At 44.6% G+C, this 20811-nt stretch carries 17 protein-coding genes; 16 read left to right on the top strand and 1 reads right to left on the bottom strand.

Features of this window, described 5'->3' with window-relative positions; translation table 11 throughout:
• From AC4OGX_RS05345 to AC4OGX_RS05380, 8 genes are all read left to right on the top strand, one after another.
• The coding region (locus AC4OGX_RS05345; protein WP_493328938.1) for a hypothetical protein at positions 1-261 on the top strand (261 nt) is incomplete at its 5' end.
• A gap of 122 nt (positions 262-383) precedes the next feature.
• Positions 384-6200 carry a hypothetical protein gene (locus tag AC4OGX_RS05350; protein ID WP_493328939.1) on the top strand — a complete coding sequence of 1939 codons (5817 nt, stop codon included), beginning with the start codon at positions 384-386 and terminating at the stop codon, positions 6198-6200.
• Positions 6197-6724: a hypothetical protein gene (locus AC4OGX_RS05355; RefSeq protein WP_493328941.1), complete on the top strand. Its 528-nt coding sequence runs from the start codon at positions 6197-6199 to the stop codon at positions 6722-6724. The genes AC4OGX_RS05350 and AC4OGX_RS05355 overlap by 4 nt, the downstream gene beginning before the upstream one ends.
• 158 nt (positions 6725-6882) lie before the next feature.
• Positions 6883-7380, top strand: coding sequence for a hypothetical protein (locus tag AC4OGX_RS05360; protein WP_493328942.1), 498 nt, complete (start codon positions 6883-6885; stop codon positions 7378-7380).
• 57 nt (positions 7381-7437) lie between these two features.
• Complete coding sequence (locus AC4OGX_RS05365; RefSeq protein ID WP_493328944.1) at positions 7438-8199, top strand: hypothetical protein; 762 nt, start codon at positions 7438-7440, stop codon at positions 8197-8199.
• 203 nt (positions 8200-8402) lie between these two features.
• Positions 8403-9401: a transcriptional regulator gene (locus AC4OGX_RS05370; protein WP_493328945.1), complete on the top strand. Its 999-nt coding sequence runs from the start codon at positions 8403-8405 to the stop codon at positions 9399-9401.
• A 380-nt stretch (positions 9402-9781) separates the two neighbouring features.
• Positions 9782-10888: a C40 family peptidase gene (locus AC4OGX_RS05375; RefSeq protein ID WP_493328946.1), complete on the top strand. Its 1107-nt coding sequence runs from the start codon at positions 9782-9784 to the stop codon at positions 10886-10888.
• 729 nt (positions 10889-11617) lie between these two features.
• Positions 11618-11827, top strand: a complete 210-nt coding sequence (locus tag AC4OGX_RS05380) for a DUF1858 domain-containing protein (protein WP_493328947.1) — start codon at positions 11618-11620, stop codon at positions 11825-11827.
• Positions 11828-11962: 135 nt separating this feature from the next.
• Here AC4OGX_RS05380 and AC4OGX_RS05385 read toward each other — a convergent pair whose 3' ends face one another.
• Positions 11963-12682: an adaptor protein MecA gene (locus AC4OGX_RS05385; protein ID WP_493328948.1), complete on the bottom strand. Its 720-nt coding sequence runs from the start codon at positions 12680-12682 to the stop codon at positions 11963-11965.
• A gap of 418 nt (positions 12683-13100) precedes the next feature.
• Here AC4OGX_RS05385 and AC4OGX_RS05390 point away from each other — a divergent pair, with 418 nt between their 5' ends.
• The 8 genes from AC4OGX_RS05390 to AC4OGX_RS05425 all read left to right on the top strand — a co-directional run bounded on the left by AC4OGX_RS05390 (position 13101) and on the right by AC4OGX_RS05425 (position 20806).
• A complete protein-coding gene (locus AC4OGX_RS05390; RefSeq protein ID WP_493328949.1) occupies positions 13101-13370 on the top strand; it encodes a hypothetical protein in 270 nt (89 codons plus the stop codon).
• A 157-nt stretch (positions 13371-13527) separates the two neighbouring features.
• Positions 13528-15543 (top strand): glycosyl hydrolase family 18 protein, encoded by a 2016-nt coding sequence (locus tag AC4OGX_RS05395; protein ID WP_493328950.1) that lies wholly within the window; start codon positions 13528-13530, stop codon positions 15541-15543.
• Positions 15544-15664: 121 nt separating this feature from the next.
• A complete protein-coding gene (locus tag AC4OGX_RS05400) occupies positions 15665-16366 on the top strand; it encodes an N-acetylmuramoyl-L-alanine amidase (RefSeq protein WP_493328951.1) in 702 nt (233 codons plus the stop codon).
• Between the two features lie 132 nt (positions 16367-16498).
• Positions 16499-18025, top strand: a complete 1527-nt coding sequence (locus AC4OGX_RS05405; protein WP_493328953.1) for an L-threonylcarbamoyladenylate synthase — start codon at positions 16499-16501, stop codon at positions 18023-18025.
• Positions 18025-18654 (top strand): uracil phosphoribosyltransferase, encoded by a 630-nt coding sequence (gene upp / locus AC4OGX_RS05410; protein WP_493328977.1) that lies wholly within the window; start codon positions 18025-18027, stop codon positions 18652-18654. Before AC4OGX_RS05405 ends, upp begins: the two co-directional genes overlap by 1 nt.
• Positions 18655-18674: 20 nt before the next feature.
• Positions 18675-19163, top strand: a complete 489-nt coding sequence (locus tag AC4OGX_RS05415) for a deoxycytidylate deaminase (protein ID WP_493328954.1) — start codon at positions 18675-18677, stop codon at positions 19161-19163.
• 244 nt (positions 19164-19407) lie between these two features.
• On the top strand, positions 19408-19617 hold the full coding sequence (locus tag AC4OGX_RS05420) for a pro-sigmaK processing inhibitor BofA family protein (RefSeq protein WP_493328955.1): 210 nt from the start codon (positions 19408-19410) through the stop codon (positions 19615-19617).
• Positions 19618-19882: 265 nt separating this feature from the next.
• Positions 19883-20806 carry a P-loop NTPase family protein gene (locus tag AC4OGX_RS05425; RefSeq protein WP_493328957.1) on the top strand — a complete coding sequence of 308 codons (924 nt, stop codon included), beginning with the start codon at positions 19883-19885 and terminating at the stop codon, positions 20804-20806.
• The last annotated feature ends 5 nt before the right edge of the window (positions 20807-20811 follow it).

Below are 20811 nucleotides of genomic sequence, written 5' to 3' on the forward strand. Positions count from 1 at the left end.
TTTCTGATGATATACTTGAATTCCTACCTAAATTATATAAATTTTTATACCAAAATAAGGCCTCCGGTAGAAAATATTTTAAAAGGATTTTCCAAAGAAGCCTTTCGTTTTCTTTATATGAAGGCTCTTGAAGCCGCCTTATGGGTAAGATGGTCGGTCAAAAGTTGGTTTTTTTGTTTCTCTGCCGCTTTCATGGGGATAAAGCACCACATAATGGATATTATGTGGTGCTTTTTAATGAATATAGAATCTGAATCTTAAGGATAAAGGAGAGACGATCATGAAGAGGCTGGTTTATATAGAATATTTTGGATCAGGATAGAATTTAAAGAGCAGATGGAAGCTCTCGAAGTATTCGAATAAGAAAAAGGAAGGAGAAGAAAATGAAAAATCAGAAAAAAAGACGCAGATTGAGATGTGTACTTGCGGGTCTCATGCTGAGTTGTCTGATTGTAGATCAGGTACAAGGTGTCACACTCTATGTAAGGGCGGAAGAGAATACTGTTCAGGAAAAAAACTCTGAATCGGAATACCAGACGCCCCAGGAAGAGCAGCCGGAGGTGACGGCCCCGGCGGCAGAGCCAAAGGCCAGTATTGAGGAAGCAGGCACAGAAGCGCCCAAACAAGAGGCTCCTGAGATAGAGATACCAAATAATATTTCGGAGACGGACATACCAACTGTCAGCCCCGGGACGGACGTGCCAGCTGTAACTTTGAAGGAAAACAGCCCGGCAGAAAAGCCCCAGGCTGCACAGGGTACAGCAGAGCCTGAGGACAGTACTCAGGGCACTCCCAAGGAGACAAAGCCTGGAGATCATTCCCAGGATGCCCCCAAGGAGACAAAGCCTGGGGAAGAAAAGCCGCAGGATTTAGAGACTGGGAGTCTTATGCTAGAGAAAGAGAATTGGTCTGCTGAGGCGAAGACATTTACATTAAACCTCAGTGCAGTAATACCAGCAGGTACTGCCGGTAATCAGATCATTTTAAAGCTTCCTCAGTATATCAGTATGTCGACCCCCCCGGCTGTGTCAGATCTTATGAAAGAGATCCAGGTGAATGAAAATGGTGATGGTGGAAAAACAGTCACTATGATTTTATCGGATATGGACAGCCAGCAGGAGATCGGACTGCAGATCGGTATTTTGCAGGAAGAATTCATAAAAAACGCAAAGCCGGAGACAAATGGCCAGTATATGATCAGCGCAGAATATCAAAATGATAAGAGCCAGGATGTGCAGGCTGCAAGCGAACTTCGTATCACGTGCAGCATAGATTCAATGATCGTTAACGACGATGTAGAGGTTGATCAGGAAAAAAATGTGGGAGCTGAAATTGAAACAGAAGACAAGTCAGAACATTTGGATCTGGAAATCCTTGAAGCAGAGAAGAGTATATTGGACCAGGAAGTGTATATAGCACGTACACCTTCAACAAAAGAATATAAAATAACCTATAAAGCTGATCCGGCAGATCCTCCCCAGAATATGGAATTTGTTTCTAAAGATCCATCCATTGTAACAGTAGATGAGAATGGAGTGCTGAAAGGGATCGCCCCGGGGGAAACAGAGGTGGAAGTTTCATATGATCTGCAAGATGGAAATCGGGTCAAAGAAAACGCAAAGGTACGTGTTGAACATAACGAAAAACCAGACTTTGCAATACCGTTCGAGGTACATAAGAATGTAGGAGATTATTGGGAGGCTAGACATCCTGATAACATAATCGTGTGGGATGACCACGATGATCCTGTAACTTTACGGAACAACATAAAAGTTGTTAGTTCTGTTCCTGTAGACTCCCAAGAAATCAGACCGGATAAGGATGGAATCATAACGGGACCCGCCGGGACTAAATATGTCCAGTATACTATTGTTGATACTGATGGGCGGTTTACAATGACAAGTCTACAGGTGAGAGTGCACGGACTTCCCAAATTCAAGGACTTATCAGGAAAAACATATGATACACAGAACATGCCTCCTTACTATGAACGACTGGATAACAGCCTGGATCCTTACAGGGATGTAAAAGTTTACTGGGATGAATCAACCGTGGCAACATGGGCGCGTGAACTTCTGATCGATCCGGCGGATCCTTCGACAGGCAGTCTGAGTCTGAAAAATACGGTTGATTCTGATGGAAATCCGGTTACGAATCTTGAAAAAGCCGGGAAATACAGTGGTGATTATGAGGCTGTGACACCAAAGGGCGGAAAGACGACTGCTCATCGGGATGTTTATATCAGAGGAAAGGTAGAACTGACCGGAAATAATATTGCGATCCCTGCCACAGCAACACAGAAGAGGTTCGATAATCTGGAGGACTTCTTGAAAGTTTACGGAACACGACTAGATCTGAAAGCCGGAGTGGATACACCGGAAACGGATGGCAGCATTACTCACGTGGATTTAAGCGATAAGATCGTTGCAAAGACTGATATCAGCCAGCTGGATTTCTCACTGGCTGAGGGACAGGATAAAAAGACGGTGGAATTAGTACTGCAGGTGACAGACAAGGCAGAGAATTATTCGGATAAAACAGTAGAGCTGACTCTGTATCTGACCGTACAGGACGTGGTTGGAAATGCACCTGAGATTAAATTTCCAACAGCAAGCCTTGACGTGATAGAAACGGATACGATCGCAGCACAGGGGGGGATCTACCAGAAGCTCCTGGACTTTGCAGATATCTATGATATCGATAAGGATGGAAAACCAATGGACTCCGGAAAAGGAATCAAGGAAAGTGGGATTAAAACAATCCATAAGGTAGATCCAAATGATTTGTCAGATCAGGCAGCAATTGATGTGACAGATGAGGCCGCTTTGGAACAGATGCTGAAAACCATAGGCATGTACCGGATGGTCTACTATGCAGTTGACGAAGATAATAATTATGTACAGGCGGAATGGATGATTCATGTTGCAGGCAAAACCTACTTTGTCAAGAAGGTCGAGGAAGGAACGCCTGCAGACAGCCTCGTAAATTTCCGGCAGAGAAAAAACGGAGGATTCACTCCCACAGGAGTGCTGGCATACCATATAGACAGTAATGGAACAGTGAAACATGAAAGTCCTGTTGTAGTAGTTTCAGAGACGAACCCGGACCTTACTGAGATCGGAGCATTTCAGGCAACGTATGGAACAACACATCATTATGAATTTTATCCGGGAACCCATGATCCGCGTCCGCAGGATGAGTTCGTACAGGATATTCTGGTACATGGGCCGATCACCTTTGAGGGAGCAATCGAAAAGGAAAGCTATTTTATAAATGAGACAGTGGAACTGAACACGGTAACTGCCGGATTTATGCAGGCATTTAAAGATAAAGAACCGGCTTGGACAGAAGTGAATGTTACGATCGATAAAGGCAGCACATTGACTTCTGATACCCCGAAAATAGAAAAGGTAACCTATCAGGCGGAGGATACGATTACAAAGTCAGATGCCGGCAATCAGGAGACTCTGGAAAAAGAGATCTGGTTTTACGGACTGCCATCCATTACGGCACCGAAATCGGTAAGAGTGAAAAAGAACAGTACACAAGAAGAGTTGAAAGCCTTTATCCAGGCATCGGCGGCGATCGAGCTTCCGGACGGAAAGACACAGGATCTGACCGGCAGGATCGAATATGATTTTAGTAAAGTGGATCAAAATGCAGGAGGCGGAGAGGCAGAACTTCGTGTGACATACCGTCTGCCGGGCGGAGAGAAGCGCACGGATGTAGAAACAGTGAGTCTTGAAATTTCGCAGCCGCCTGTGATTACGGCAAATGACATCGAGAAGAACGAAGGAGAACCACTTGACCTGTTAAGGGACGCAAATGTGACAGTAACCGATGATTTTGATCAGATCGACGTATCTTCTATTGAGGTGATCGGTGATGTACCGGTGAACAAAAATGGAGAGGCAGAAGGGCCGGGAACCTACCAAGTGGTGCTTAAAGCGAAGGATACCCAGGGAGGCCTGGCTTCCAAAGAGATCCTGATCTGGGTACATGGACTTCCTACGATACATGGGGCCCCGGATCTGGAGACAAGAGTGGGAGAATCCTTAGAGGTATGGGATAGGATTTCTGTGACATGGAAAGAGGCGCCGGATCTTCCGGGAGAGGCTGTGGAAAAGACGTTCGATTACAGCAGCCCGGCAGGGGATGGCAGTATCGAGCTTAACAATTACCGGAAGATGGAAGCAGATGGAAGCGAAACCCCGGTACATATCGATGCGTTAAATAAACCGGGATATTATAAAGGCGACTACGTGGCAGTTACACCGAAAGGTGGAAAGACGACAGAAGCTCATACACTGCTTTTGCATGGAAAGATAAGTTTGTCAGCACAAAGCGTGAACGTGTCTGTTAATTATACGGAATCCGCTGCAGATCCGGAGAAACAATTTTTGAAGGATTATAAAGATTCTCTGCAAATATCTTCTGAGGTAATACATGCAGCCAAAGATGGTACGACAGAGACTATTAATCTTCTGACAGAAGGAAAAGTGAGCATTGATCTAAGTAACGTAAAATTCGGTGTAGAGGGAAGCTATCCGGCTGTAGTGACAGCGGTGGATGATCTGGCTGCGGGAATTGCTTCCAGTGAGGCAGAGCAGGATATTATGGTCAATATCGTAAAGGTTGATGGTAATGCACCTACAGTTACGACTCATGATATTAAAAGGGTAAGTACGGATGGGGTGAAGTCGTCAGACGATATCATGTCCTACCTGATGAGCAGTACGTTCTTTGAAGCATTAAAAGGAGACTCTGATATCACAGAATCAAAGATCACAAGGATCCTGCAGTCAGAGGGACCGGATCTTTCCGTGACCAAAAAAGGAAGAGCAGTACCGCAGGATATAGACAGCGACGGAAACGGCATATACGAAAATCAAGAGCTGCTGCACATGATGCAGACAGTTGGAACCTATGAGATCACATATCAGGTGATGGATCAGAAATTCAATAAAGTGGAGGCGGTTGCTAAGCTGAGCGTAGCCGGGCCAACGCAGTTTGGTCTTGGAGAGACGGATGCCAAGTTCCAGGAGCTTGGGGATATTTTAGAGTGCCGCCAGGCACCGGGAGAGCACTTTACACTTTCTGGAATCCGGGCAAGACATCAGGATCCGGATGGTACATATCATTACGAGCCAGTAGAATCTTCAAATCCAGAGGTTTCCCTGGAAACGGTTTCGGTGGAAGAGATTACTATAAAGAGTGCACATCACTACCTTACCTATGAAGATGGAAGCCCGCGTCCGGAAGATACAAAGACATTTAAGATACTTGTACAGGGGAGGGTTCAGTTCAAAGATTTCGAGGATCTCACCACGTTTGTCGGAAGAAATGTGGATGAGGCGTATCAGGTGGAGGCGTTTTACAAGCATATCGATGAAACGGGAACGATCACCGATGTGTCCGCGGCTGTTACTGTAGATAGTGAAGTTGAGACCTTTCAGCGCGGCAGTTTCCGGGCCGTATTAAAGGCGACAGATGATACGAGCGGTGCACCGAATAACAGCATTACAGAGACTCGGACCATCTATGTCAACGATGTGCCGACAGTGGACTTCAATGATAATGTCTCAGTTTCAAAGGATGCATCCAGGGAGGACATACTTAAGAAACTGGATGTATCAGCATCCTATCAGAACTATTTGGGTGAAGAGATAGCAGTTACAGGCAATGATCTGGAGATCAACCTGGACGGTGTCAATACCAGCGTACCTGGTAAATACCATACAGTCACCGTTCAGGTATGGTATAGGGATTACGACGGTATGATAAGGTTTGTAAAAGTTGAGGGACAAGTCTACGTCCTGAATGACCCGTCGGCAGTTGTCATGATACCGGCAGAGCTTGAACTTAAGGATATGGATAATCTCTATGCAGGTGTCAAGGAGGAGCTTAGATTATATACAGCAGGGGATGTCCAGCCGGATAAAATTCCGGAGGTAGAGATTTATCCGGATCAGAGGATCGTTTTAACGGCAGGGAAAGACAGTTATGAAGCCTTTACATATTACGCAGACGGAACAAAATACGAGGATGCAAAAGCACCGATCATGAAACTCAAGTATAGGGTGCCCGGAAAAGACAGGGGCAGTCTGTATATCAAGACAGAGATTGACCGTAAGAAGCCGGTGAATACCTACCGTGGAGTGATGAACTTTACCATAAAATATGGAGGTGGGCAGCCATGAAAAAGATAATGTTGATGTTATTGACGGCATGTCTTCTATTTACAGGAGTCTGGCTCAACACCCATGTTGTGCAGGCAGGAGAGAACAGAACTTCCATTCAGGTAAGATATGAACCGGGAACGAAAAAAGTTTTCCACACACTGACACTGAGTGTCAGTGGTGGAGGGCGTGTCATGGACGGCTCGCAGATAATCAAGGAGGGGATCCTTACATATGAGCTGCAAGAAGGGGCAGAGAAGACCTTTCTTGTGGAACCATATCAGGGATACCGTCTGAAATCTGCAGAGTATAAAGCTGACGGAAAGATCCAGGATATGAAAAGTAAGATTCAGGATTCCAAGCTGACTATTCGTATGGGAAAATCAGACAGCAGTCTGAACATCGTATTTGAACAAATATCTGCCCACCCGGTGAAAACAGGAGACTCATCGGATATAGCGAAGTACCTGCTTTTGATGCTTGCAGCAATTGCAGCCTGCGCAGGAATCTGCATCGTTAGAAAAAACGTACATAGAAAAGCATAAATAAAAACAGATAGTAAAAACACATAGAAAGATTGATCCAATATGGGAATCAAGAAAAAGTAATCTGATAGATATATTACTGCTTTGGCAGAATATATAAATATTCCATAGAGCCTTAGGTCTCATAAAAAATTTTTTTACAATTAGGAGGAAATGAAATGAAAGCAAAAAAAGTAATCGCATTAGCAATGGTAATGACAATGGGACTCTCTATGTCTACATTAGGGGTGTCCGCGGCTGAAGGAACAGGAACCACAGAGGTTTCCTACAACAACCAGAATGAAATCCCAGATCCAGAAAATCCGGCAGATCCGGAGTGGGTGGTAACGATCCCATCTTCTATCGTATTTACAGACACAAACAAAGAACTTGATGCAAGTGTAGAACTGGTAGAAAAAACAGCGCTGCCAGCAGGCGATGTCACTGTCACTGTAAAATCTGGCAATAACTATCATTTGCAGTTAGGGTCTGGTGATGATGCTGTCAGCTATAGTTTGACATATGATGGCAAGCTCATGACTGATACAAATATTGAGGTAGCTGTATTAAACAGCAGCAGCAGAAAAAAGGCTGGAAAAGCAATATTGACGGGAAATGCAACAAAAGCAGGGTTACATACAGATACCCTTACTTATACAGTTAGCTATACAAAATAATTAATGTCAAAGAGAAAATAGAAGGTAAAAGGAAAATAGCAGGAAGAGGTGAAGGTTTTGGAATGGAAATACCAAAAAAAAGAGGATTATGACCAGAGGTGGGACTTGGGAGAATCCACGCTCTGTTATTACGGCGGCAGAGAGGCCAGGGAAAAGGCCCGCTGCGCAGCGTCCGGCATGATCGGAACGAGCGGAAAACAGAGAATGGGAGTATTTCTATATCCGGAAGGGGAACTTCCCGTATGGGAAACAAACAGCAGCCGATTCCGTTACAGGGTGGATGGTTATGTAGAAACGCAGGAAGGGGAATGCCTTGCGGTTCTGCGGGACCAGGGCAGAAAAAGACTGGCCATGCTGTTGGGTTCCATAGCTGTATTGGTGGCATTATGCTTTCTGCTATTTTCCATGAATGGAAACAAACAGCCGGCGGAGCTGGGAATTGATCTGGGAGCAGAAAAGTATAAACCGGAGATCGAGGTCTCTGAGGAGATGGACCCTACGAAAATCGCATTGCCAGGTTATGAAAGTCTCGTTATGGCTGCAGGCAGCGATAAACTGTATGCGGCACTCTGGAACCCGGAAGTAAACCCGTGTTATTTCAAGTTTTCACTGGTGTTAAAGGAAAGTGGGGAGATCCTGTACGAGAGCGGACTGGTTCCGCCGGGAGAAGCGGTCACAGAGGTGACGCTGAACCGAAAGATGGCGGAAGGGGAGTATCCGGTCATGGTAAAAATGGATACCTTTTCCCTGGAAGATAAGACGCAGCCTTTGAATGGAGGCAGTTCTGAAACCATACTGGAGGTTCGAAAAGAGGAGTAAGAAAAATAGAAAAGCAATATGTATTCTCTGTTCCGCGGTTTCTGGCGGAAATGCCCGCAGAGTATATATTGAGGAGAACCATGAAGTATCATTCACATTAGACCATGCATAAGAATGGCCGTCGAGAGGTGGCGGCCATTTTTGGTACATAAAATCAAAAACATAGTGAAGAACCTATCTTCATATGGATGGAGGAAATTCATATGCCTCGAGAACTGAAAGGAATGAGGTTTGGACTTTTAAAGGCAGTGGAACGGACGGACCGGCACGAAGATGGATATTTTGTCTGGCGGTGCGAATGCGAATGCGGGGGTGAGGCATTCGTGAATACGAAACGTTTGTTAAGAGGGACTGTGACCCATTGTGGATGTATTCCAAAGACCACTGCCAGAAACGGGTCAATTGCGGAGGATCTGACAGGGCGTCGTTTTGGAGAGTGGACGGTTCTGAAACGGGTACCAAACAAAAACAAAAGAGTGATGTGGGACTGCCGCTGCTCCTGCGGTACAAAACGGGTGATCTCTGCGCACGATCTGAAAGCAGGGAAAACCCGGAGCTGCAGGAACCCGGTACACAGACATCTTTATAATCGGAAAGATCTAACAAACCAGCAGTTTGGCATTTTGACTGCACAGTATCCGCTCAATAAAAGAGACCGCAAGGGAAGCGTGTACTGGCACTGCATCTGTGAATGCGGGAATTCTGCGGATGTGACGGAGGATGCTCTGGTCCAGGGAACCTGTAAAAGCTGTGGCTGCTTAAAAGAGAAGGCCCAGAAAAATATTCCCAATACCCTCCACAGGATTGATGGAACCTGTGTGGAAATCTTGGAGAGACGAAAATACCGACGGGATAATACCAGCGGTTTCCGTGGAATCTACAGAAGACGTAACGGAAAATACAAGGTCGTGATCGGATTCAAGAGAAGACAGTTCTGCCTGGGAACTTATGAGAGCTTCGAAGAGGCAGTCAATGTCAGGCTGCAGGCTGAACGTCTGGTTCATGACGGATTTATAGAAGCATACTATATGTGGAGCCAAAAAGCAGCGGCAGAGCCCGGCTGGGGCGAGCAGCATCCGCTTATTTTTGATGTGGTGAAGATGGGCGGGGAATTAGAGGTTTCTACAAATATAGATGAGTTAAAGCAGGAACTGAGCAAAGGGGTCAGACCCTTTTGCTCTCCGTTTTCAGAATATTCTTAAATTTTAGCAGCACTTCATAGAATGAGGCAGGCCTCTTTCTATGAAGTGTTTTTTTTATTAAAGTTTTGTTAATTAATTATATAGAAGGAATAGAACTGATAAAATGTTACAAAATAATTAACAAACAGGTTTATTCAGGGCCTGTTTTTAGGAGATTTTTGGAGATGATGTCGAAGTATGTAACGTGAAAGTACCTTGAAATATATTGACATAAGGGGTACGTGTTGCTATAATAACGTTGTAACAAAATTTAACAATTATGTAACAATTAGAACTTCCTACAAAAGATAAAGACACTTGCACCTGTAGAATATCAAGTCGAAGATGTTCTGCGGGCGGATTTGCGGCTATGCTGCAAAAGGCATAAAGGAGGTTTTAATATGAAAGCAATGTGTATGAAGCAGAAATTGATTCTTTCTGCTTTGGCAGGAGCGATATTGGTCCCGGGGAGTGCAATGACGGTCAGGGCTGCGGATAGTGATGAGGAAACTGTCCCGGTGATTCCGGTTGCAGGGATTGAATCAATCGTAAAAGAAAGTTACCAGACGAATGTAAAGGAGAATATCAATCTATATCTGGTAGAAAATGACAAGGGTGAGTATTTAAATATGGCATTTTCTAATGTGAATGATTTCACTTATATTAGAAGTGCCCCGGATGAAGCAAGCGACTGGATCGGCAAGCTGTATCAGAATTCGGCAGCCGAGGTGCTTGAATATCATGAAGGCTGGACAAAGATTAGATCCGGCAGCGTGGAGGGTTATGTGCCCGCCGAGTGTCTGTGGACAGGAAATGACGCACAGGCGCATGCTGCAGAATACGAGCAGAATCAGGCAGTTGTTACTGCGGATCTGCTAAATGTAAGAGACGGACAGGGGACATCGGCCAATATTGTGACCCAGATCACAGCGGGACAACAGTATGATGTAACCGGCGATCCCGTAGACGGATGGTATCCGGTCCTGGTAAATGGAGTGTCCGGCTGGGTGTGCGGTGACTACATCGATGTGCAGAAGGATTATGCATACGCTGAGTCTAAGGCAGAGGAAGAGCAGAGAATTGCTCAGGAGGAGGCTGCAAGACAGGCAGAGGAAGCCAGAAAGCAGCAGGAGGCACAGGAGGCCGCCGCAATTCAGGCCCAGGCAGGAAGTGGACAGGCAGTCATAGATTACGCGTGCCAGTTCATCGGCAATCCGTATGTCTGGGGAGGAACGAGCCTGACAGAAGGCGCGGACTGCTCGGGATTCGTACAGTCTGTATACGCAAACTTTGGAATCAGCCTGCCGCGTACGACATGGGATATGGAAAATGTGGGAACACCGGTAAGCTATGAGGAAGCACTGCCGGGAGATATCGTATTATATGACGGTCATGTCGGATTGTATATGGGAGACGGCAATATCGTCAATGCGATGAACGAGGTAGACGGCATCGGTATCTGCACTGCAAATTATGCACCGATCATTACGATCAGGCGTGTACTTTAAAGTGAGAATATCATTGCCAGATCAATAAAGTGGAGAGTATTTAAGCACAGGGAGTGCGGGTACAGTATTGGGGAGAATATCAGGAGTCTGATAAATACTGTATCATATAAAATAAAATATAGAATAAAGGAAGCTGCACAAAAAGAAACTTTTCTTGCGTGCCGCTTCTTTTACATTTTTCCACATTATTATAGAAGAAAACGAATCACACGGGAGGAACATAAAAATATGAGGCGGATATAATTTTATCAACAAAATTATTTGTTTGTACATTTTGACATTATGTGGTGGAAAACCTCGAATAATAGCGGAAATGTGAAAAGGATGGCATAGACAATGTGCACAAAAATGTAAAATAATGTCGAAAGAGTGAAAAAAGAAGTTTTCAACTTATCCACACTCAAAACGAAAAAAAACGTGGAAAAATATAGTTTTTAGCAAAGTTATTCACATTATCCACACAAAAACATGTGTTTTATGTGGATTACTTTTCTAAAAAAAAGAACGGATGTTTTGTTAAGTTATGATGAAATTAATTATTTGTCGAAAAAAATCATTAAAATTATTGACTTTTGAGATGTCAAAAAGTGAAAAAAATTGCACGAACAATTCAGAAAATTACCCTGGCGGATAAATGGAATTTATAGGAAATTAAGGTTTTCCACGGTTGATTATTTCAATAATAGGGATTATAATAAAAAGCACTGAATAATAGAAGGAGGAAAAGAAATGGCTCAGATTTCTAAAAGCACGACAATCGGCGAATTGTTAAATGTTTATCCGGAAGCAGCTCCTATCTTAATGGAAATAGGAATGCACTGTCTTGGCTGACCATCTTCACAGATGGAGTCTCTGGAAGAGGCTGCAATGGTGCATGGTTTAGATTCCGATCTGCTTGTTGAAAAGATTAATGCTTCAATGAATGCAGCAGGTAAATAATAGAATGACCATGTGCGGAGTTTTCCGCATAAAAATACCCCGCAGGGACAACCTGCCGGGTATTTTTTTATGACAATATTTTTATCCACAAGCCTGACAGCTATGGAATGATCCCATGCTCCTTTGCTCTCTTCCTTATATCAAAGCAAGCTTCTGGACCGCATCTGCGGATACCATGATGTCACAGTGCTCTTCCAGAAAGGCAAGTGTGGCACCGGAAGCTTTTTCCAGGGAGCCATATTCGGAAAGCATGTTACAGATCTTATTGAACTCATTATTTGAGTGGTCTGACTGGGTCAGCGCCAGGATATATAACTCGTTCTCCGTATCATGGTAAAGCGTGTTGGAGCCGTGGTATACAGGTCCAAGAAGATGGGCGACCTGGATCACGCGGTCCATGCTTTCAAAAGAGAACAGGCGTACATTGAACGGAGCCGGTGCATCCGGCACGGTAGGGGTACCCTTGGTGTCTGCTGCAGCCTCCTTTACCTTGTTCAGCAAATTCAAAAATTCCTCTGCTCCCTCCAGCTTCTCCAGAACCTCAGGCACATTCGTGTCTGCTTCACCAAACGGGGTGAACTTGGAAAATCTGGTGTCTAATTCTTCCGGATCTTCTACCTTTGTTATGATCAGTACGATAGAATCCGCAGAAGCAGGAATTGCTTCTATCATTAAAGGGATGTCTTCTGCCTCAAAGCCAAAGTCGAAAGACGCCTGCTGCATCATATCTCTGAATAAAGACTTCGCTTTCTCGGTTCCGTAAGCAAGCTCGCTCAGCTTGAGGTGGCGCGCAGCCAGATCGGCGCGTGTCAGGGTACAGCGAATCTGATTGTCATTCAGTTTTTCGATTTTCATATAATCACATCCTTACGAATTGTAATATCAAAATATATATCTTCTCACTGTTAGTATAAACAAAAATAAATTAGATGTAAAGGAAATTAAGAAAGAGTTTATAATACTTTTACGTTATTTGCTATTATCAACAAATGTGGATGGCTTATGAACAATAAACACATTGAAATGGATATATGTGATGCATATAATGGCAGTTACAGAAGATAGTATTCCTGGATAGATAAATGTTTATGCGAAAGGAGTTTAGAAGTCAGTTTTAGAAATATGGTCATTAGGAATTTTTTTAGGAGGAGGGAACTGTAGATTCAATCTATCTTCCAGACTGCTTTGTCCGGTGGTACGTCACGAAACTTCCGTAGGGCGAAAGTAAGAGCAGTATTTCTATTTATCCGAGTCTGCAGGGAAAGGAGCAATCATGGAAAGCAGCAGTACAGTTTATAGTTACAGGGAATTATACACAGAATTGGAGGGTTATGAAAAGCATGGGATATGCATGTTGATGGACGGGGGCAAAGTCAGCCCTCTGCAGATCGTCACTGCACATATGATCCGCGAGGAAGGCAGCTATATGCGTGACTATATCATCGACCCGGAAGGATACATAAAATCACTTGTATTTGTGAATATTAATGAAGATAACCAGGCGGAAAATCCCCTCGTAATGCCGGAAAGCCTGCATTTATAAAGTATTTGATCTCATCAGGATATCTAAGAAGCGGATTTATAATATCCGTTTTCATAGGCCTTGTCCGGTGAAACTCTCATAGATATAAAAAATATAGGATATTTATTGAACTAACAATACTTAATAAGGTATAATAGGGGCGAATAGGAGGTGCGGCATGGACGAAAGAGAAAAAAGAGCTGCGAATGTCCAAAGGGCTAGGCAGCAGAATGCACAGAGAAGACGCCCAGGCGGAAGCGCATCAGGAGCGGGCAGTACCCGTACCAATAGCGCAGGAACTGACGGCCCCAGACCCAATCATCCAAAGTCAGGCGGTCTAAAGTCAGCCGGTCCAAGACCAGGCGGCCAAAGGCCGGGCGGGCAGAATCAGAGAAGAAGAAGCAGCCGTGCAAGGAGAAGAAGAAGGAATATGATCATACGAGCCATTCTTCTCGTTGTTGTGATCATTGTATTAATAGGTGGATTATTTTTTTGGAAAAGATACGGCTCATCTAAAGAGAAAGCCGATTTGAAACAATATTATGGGATACAGAATGAGGATGATCTTGCTGTTGTAGTGAATGATCAGGTGATCGGTACTCTTGAGGAGAGCTCTGCCGGAGGAAAAGTATTTGATGGAGTTCCATATATTGAATATTCTGTAGTACGAGACTATATCAACGAGCGTTTTTACTGGGATTCTAATGAGAGTGTCCTGCTATATACACTGCCCAACGGCAGCGTATCTGTAGGTGTGGGCAGCAAAGAGTATTCAGATATTAAAGAAAAGAAAAGTGAAGATTATGTGATCCTAAAGACAGATGGAAAGACTGCATATATAGCTCTTGCTTTTATCAAGGAATATACCAACATGGAATACAAAGTATATGAGAGCAAGGACAAGGCAGTACCTAAAAGGGCAGTGATCGAAACGGACTGGGGCGAGCATACAGTCTCTACATTGAAAAGAGATACCCAGGTCAGAGTCTTGGGCGGGGTGAAGAGCCCGATATTGAAGGAAGTCAAGAAGTCTGACAAGGTAAGGGTATTGGAAGATGAAGATGATTGGATGAAGGTCCGTACCAGCGATGGATTTATCGGTTATGTTAAGACAAGCTGTTTAAAGAAACCGGTCAAGGAAGTGACAAGCCGGGAATTTGAGGAGCCTGTATATACGAATATATCGATGGACCATAAGATCAATATGGCATGGCATAATGTGGAGAATGACACAGCCAACGGCTATATGCTTGAGACCGTGGCAGGAACAAAGGGACTGACCACGATCGCACCGACATGGTTCAGTATTTCCGATACAGATGGTAATATTTCATCCATTGCCAATTCTGATTATGTAAACTATGCACATCAGTCCAAGCTGGATGTATGGGCTGTACTGCGTGATTTTCATGGGGGAATCAACTCCTATGACGAGACATATGAGGTTTTGAGTTATACCTCAAAAAGAGAAAACCTGATTAATCAGGTGATCGCGGCGGCACTGCAGAATAAGATTGACGGGATCAATCTGGACTTCGAGTTGATCTCCCAGGAGTGCGGGGAGCATTATATTCAGTTTGTAAGAGAATTATCCGTGAAGTGCAGACAGAATGACCTTGTATTCTCTATCAATAATTATGTACCAATGCCGTATAATGAGCATTATAATCTGAAGGAACAGGGCATCATAGCTGATTACGTTATCATTATGGGTTATGATGAGCATACGGATGGTTCTTACGAAGCCGGCTCCGTTGCTTCTTATAATTATGTTAAGGACGGGATCGAGAATGCTTTGAAGGTAATACCGAAGGAAAAGCTTGTGAATGCGATCCCATTCTATACAAGGCTGTGGCTTGAGACTCCCAAGACCGCTTCTGAATTGGAAGCAGAAGCAGGAACAGAGGCGGCCCAGTATTCAGACAAGGTAACCAGTACGGCTCTGGGAATGGAGGATGCAGAGGACACAGTCAAGTCTGCCGGAGCAGAGGCCGTATGGGATGATAAGACAAAACAGAACTACGCCGAATGGGAGACGAACGAAGGAACCTATAAGATCTGGCTTGAGGACAGTAAGTCTATTGAAGAGAAGTTAAAGCTGATCAAGGAAAATGATCTTGCCGGGGTTGCAGAGTGGCGGCTCGGATGGGAAAAATCAGGTATCTGGGATATCATTCTTCAGTATATCAATTAAGATATCAGCAATGATCAAATAGCTTTTGGTCTGTAATACATTGGTATCCTGTTAGTTTCATGAAAGAAACATCCTTTTTCCGCATATATTAGGAATAGTATATGGGAAAGGGGATGTTTTTTTGCGCCGTAAATTAGGAATACTGGTGCTCATAGTACTGCTGGGATGTGCAGTGGCAGGAAGTCAAAAGGCAGGGGAATATCTATATCAGAATTACATGGCAGATGAAGGAGTCCAGACGGCAGCACAGGCGAAAGCAGAAGGAAAACAGGTGGTAGTTTTGGACGCCGGGCATGGTGGGAGCGATCCCGGAAAGGTTGGCATCAATCAGGCCTTGGAAAAGGACATTAACCTGCAGATCACGAAGAAAGTGAAAGCCAGCCTGGAAAAGCAGGGATTTGCCGTTATCATGACACGGGAAGATGAGAATGGGATCGCCGATTCAAAGGCAGAGGATCTGAAAAAGCGTGTATCCATTATTAATGAGACAAAGCCGGCACTTGCAGTCAGTATTCATCAGAATAGTTATCCGGGGGAGAGCATTCATGGTTCACAGGTTTTTTATTATACTCATTCCAAGGATGGGGAGAATATAGCTAAAACAATGCAGGAAGCGCTTCTTTTAGCTGATCCGGAAAATAAAAGGCAGGCAAAAGCCAACGATACATATTATTTATTGAAAAAAACAGAAGTTCCGGTGATCATTGTGGAATGTGGATTTTTAAGTAATTCACAGGAGGCTGAAAAACTGGTCAATGAGGAGTACCAGGATACATTGGCAGAGGCGATCTGCGACGGCGTGAAGAAAAGTCTGGCCAAATAGGTGGATAACTTAGAGAAAATCAAATGTTTATGTGGATAAATATTTGGGAATCGTTATGGCAGGTATTCTGCGGAAACCAGGAATTTATAAAGATAGTTTTTTTTTAGGATGAAAAATGGTATAATGAACCCTATGAAAACAATTATAAAAAAAATTGATGTAAATCAAATTGACGAAACAGTCATATCAGAAGCTGGAAAGATTTTAAAACAGGGCGGTCTTGTTGCATTTCCAACGGAAACAGTTTACGGACTGGGAGCAAATGCCTTGGATGAGGAGGCGGCAAAAAAGACTTATGCAGCAAAGGGACGTCCATCAGATAATCCTCTGATCGTGCATATCGCAGATATGCAGGCATTGGAAGAGATTGCCGTGAATATTCCGTCCAAGACGGAGGACCTGGCATTTCATTTTTGGCCGGGGCCATTGACTATGATATTTGAAAAGAGTGAAAAGGTTCCGTATGGCACGACTGGAGGCCTGGATACTGTTGCAGTGAGGATGCCAAGCGATCTGATCGCGCGGGAGCTGATCCTGGCGGCGGGGGGATTCGTTTCTGCGCCGAGTGCCAACACGTCCGGGCGTCCAAGCCCTACGACAGCAGAGCATGTAAGGGAGGACCTGGACGGGAAGATAGAGATGATCCTGGATGGGGGAAGCGTGGATATCGGACTGGAATCTACGATCCTGGATATGACAGTGGAACCGCCGATGATCCTGCGTCCGGGTGCGATCACTGCTGAAATGCTGGAAAAAGTGATCGGGCCGGTGAGTATGGATGAGACGATCTTAGGCAGTGAGAGTGAGCAGGCGCCCAAAGCTCCGGGGATGAAGTACCGTCATTATGCGCCGAAAGCCAGGCTTACCATTGTGGAGGGAAATCTCAGGGAAGAGGTGCTGGCCATCCGGCAGCTTGCATATGCAGCCTTCCGCGAGGGGAAGAGTGTGGGGATCATTGCAACCAATGAGACGGAGGCTTTTTATACACATGGACTTGTGAAAAACATCGGGACCCGTGAAAATGAGAAAACGATCGCAAGGAATCTTTATACGGTACTGCGGGAATTCGACGAGGAGGACGTGGATGCGATCTATAGTGAATCCTTTGCGCTGCAGGGAATCGGGAATGCGATCATGAACCGGCTGGTAAAGGCCGCGGGACATATGAGGATTGCTGCCGCACCGATTGTAGAGCAGCAGACATACCGGAAGATCATATTTCTGAGCAATACGGATACAAGCAGGGGACCGATGGCAGCGGAGCTTTTGAGGCATCAGGACCTGGAACAGGAGTATGCGGTTGATTCCCGGGGGCTGATCGTGTTGTTTCCCGAACCTGTCAACCAAAAGGCAGAGGCGATCATGAAAAGCGGACAGATGACTCTGGAGGGACATTCCTCCGTTGCATTTACCGAAGATGATATACATGAGGATACACTGATTCTGACAATGGATGAAAGTCAGAAAAACAAAGTGTTATCTGAGTATGAAAATGTCAAAAATGTCTATACTTTAAATGAATTTCTGGAAGATGATACCCGGATCCCAAACCCTTATGGGCAGCCATTGACTGCATATGGGGAATGTTATGAAATACTCATGAAGTTAATAGAAAAGTTAACAAATAAATTAAATACATTTACAAAAGGAGGAGAATGATGTCAGAAGTACATGTTATGGATCACCCACTGATTCAGCACAAAATCAATTACATCAGAAGGGAAGAGGTGGGAACAAAGGAATTCCGCGAGGTAGTCGGAGAGATCGCCTGCCTGATGTGCTATGAGGCGACCAGAGACTTAAAGCTTGGGGATGTGAAGATCAAGACACCGATCTGTGAAATGACAGGAAAGGAACTGGCAGGAAAGAAGCTGGCAGTTGTGCCGATCTTAAGAGCAGGGCTGGGAATGGTTGACGGGATGCTGACACTTATTCCGGCTGCAAAGGTAGGACATATCGGCCTTTATCGTGATCCGGAAACATTTGAACCAGTGGAATATTACTGCAAGCTTCCGGCTGATTGTGATGAAAGAGAAGTTTTCGTGGTGGACCCGATGCTGGCAACAGGCGGCTCCAGTACAGCGGCTATCCAGATGCTGAAGGATAAAGGGGTAAAAAGAATCCGCTTTATGTGTATAATCGCAGCACCGGAGGGGGTAAAACGAATGCAGGAGGAGCATCCTGATGTAGATATCTACATTGGTGCATTGGATGATCATCTCAATGAGCATAAGTATATCGTGCCGGGACTCGGTGATGCGGGAGATCGTATTTTCGGAACAAAATAAATCGAAAGGAGCGATAGTAGATGTCAAATAAAAGAGAAGACTATCTGTCCTGGGATGAGTATTTTATGGGAGTGGCAATGCTCTCAGGCATGCGTTCCAAAGATCCGAATACGCAGGTCGGATGCTGTATCGTCAGCCAGGACAATAAGATATTATCCATGGGATATAATGGATTTCCGATCGGTTGTTCCGATGACGAATTTCCTTGGGCGAGGGAAGGGGATGACCCGCTTGAGACAAAGTATGTCTATTCAACTCACAGCGAGCTGAATGCGATCCTGAATTATAATGGCAGCAGTCTGGCAGGGGCAAAGCTGTATGTTTCTCTGTTCCCGTGCAATGAATGTGCAAAAGCCATTATCCAGGCCGGGATCAAAGAGGTGATATACGACTGTGATAAGTACGCAGACACCCCGGCAGTCCGGGCGTCCAAAAGGATGATGGATGCCGCAGGAGTCCGTTACCACCAGTATCACAGGACAAACCGTGAGGTGACGATCAAGCTGTGATCCGCTGCAGACCAATGTGGAAAACGTGTGGAAAAATAAATCATGATAGTAAGGCAGGTCCTAAAATTAGGGGCCTGCTTTTTTGTGTGAAAAAACATGGAAAGATTCAAAAGGGGACAGAGCAGTCTTCAAAGGGGTCTGACCCCTTTGAAGACTGCTCTGTCCCTTTTCTCACTTATACGGCATAAATCAGGAACCAAGCGAATAAAATATCATATATGCAAATGGTGGAGGATATGTGATTATGGAAAATAAACTGGCGTCTGCGATTGTAAATTTTATAGTCCGGGCAATTCTTGGGATGGGGCTTATTTACTTCATCAACCAGTATCTTCTGCCGGGAGATAACACATTAAATGTGGGTCTGAACGCAGTCTCCTTTTTGACAACCGGAAGCCTTGGTATTCCTGGGGTCTGCCTGCTTTATGGGATTTTGTTCTACCAAAATTTGTGACATTTTCACAAAAAGGGAGTATTTTAAAATTGGGTATGGACTTTTAGAAAAAGCGTGTTTATAATACGAGTCACACAGCAGTTGTTCGAGCTGCTGTCTCATACAGGCACAGGATTTTGTGCCTTATGTATCTTGGGTTAGGCTAATAGGGGAGTACTAACCATCATCATCGAGTCATGCTGCATAGTTCGCAGCAGTAAATTCAATTAATTGATTAACAGGATTATAAGTTTTAACACATTGATAACTGAACAGGAGGGATACGTTGCATCCAAAGAATTTTGTGATTTGTGATGTGGAGAAGGAGTATGCCAGGAATCTGATGCAGGCGTTGGGAGCGCGCAGGGAATTGGGATTCCAGATGCATTTGTTCCAGAGCCTGGAACATTTAGAGGCATTTTCCAAGAAAAAGAAGATCCACATTTTGTTGCTGGGAGAGGAATTCCCAGCTGAAAAAAGGCAGGAGATCTGCGCAGATGAGCGCTATGTGCTTGTGAAGGGAAATGAAAAAGAACTTCTCCCAGAGGAGAAGGGCATATATAAATATCAGTCTGTTGACGCCATTCTGGCCCGGATTCTGGAGGAGTCCATGGATAAAGAGGAGCTGGGGTTTCGAAGAGAGACATCGGATGGGCAGCTGATCGGTATTTACTCGCCTATACACCGGATAGGCAAGACCAAATTTGCGCTGGAGCTGGGAAAGGAACTGGCAAAAAGCGGGCCAGTCCTGTATTTAAACCTGGAAGAGTATTCAGGAGGGAGCTTTTATTTTCCCGATCAGACAGGACAGAACCTGGGTGATCTTTTGTACTATATCCGCCAGGAAAAGGGCAATCTGGGGCTGAGGATCAGTGCAATGGCAGGACAGCTTGGCGATGTGGACTATATAGCGCCAATGCCTGTGATCCAGGATTTAAGAGAAGTGGAAGAAGAGGTGTGGCTGAAATTACTCAGGGAGGTCTTTTCAAACTGCATTTATAAAAGCGTGATCTTAGATCTGGGAGACGGGATCAAAGGCCTGTATCCCATATTGAGGACTTGCCAGACTGTGTACACCCTGTTTGCCGAGGACCCGGTTTCTTTGGCAAAACTGGGGCAGTATACGGAAAATCTAAGGCGGATGGGATTTGAAGATGTATTGGAACATACCGTACAGAAAAAGATCCCGTTAAAGGCAGGTGAGGCTTAGTGGAC

The organism is Faecalicatena sp. (assembly GCF_058819085.1).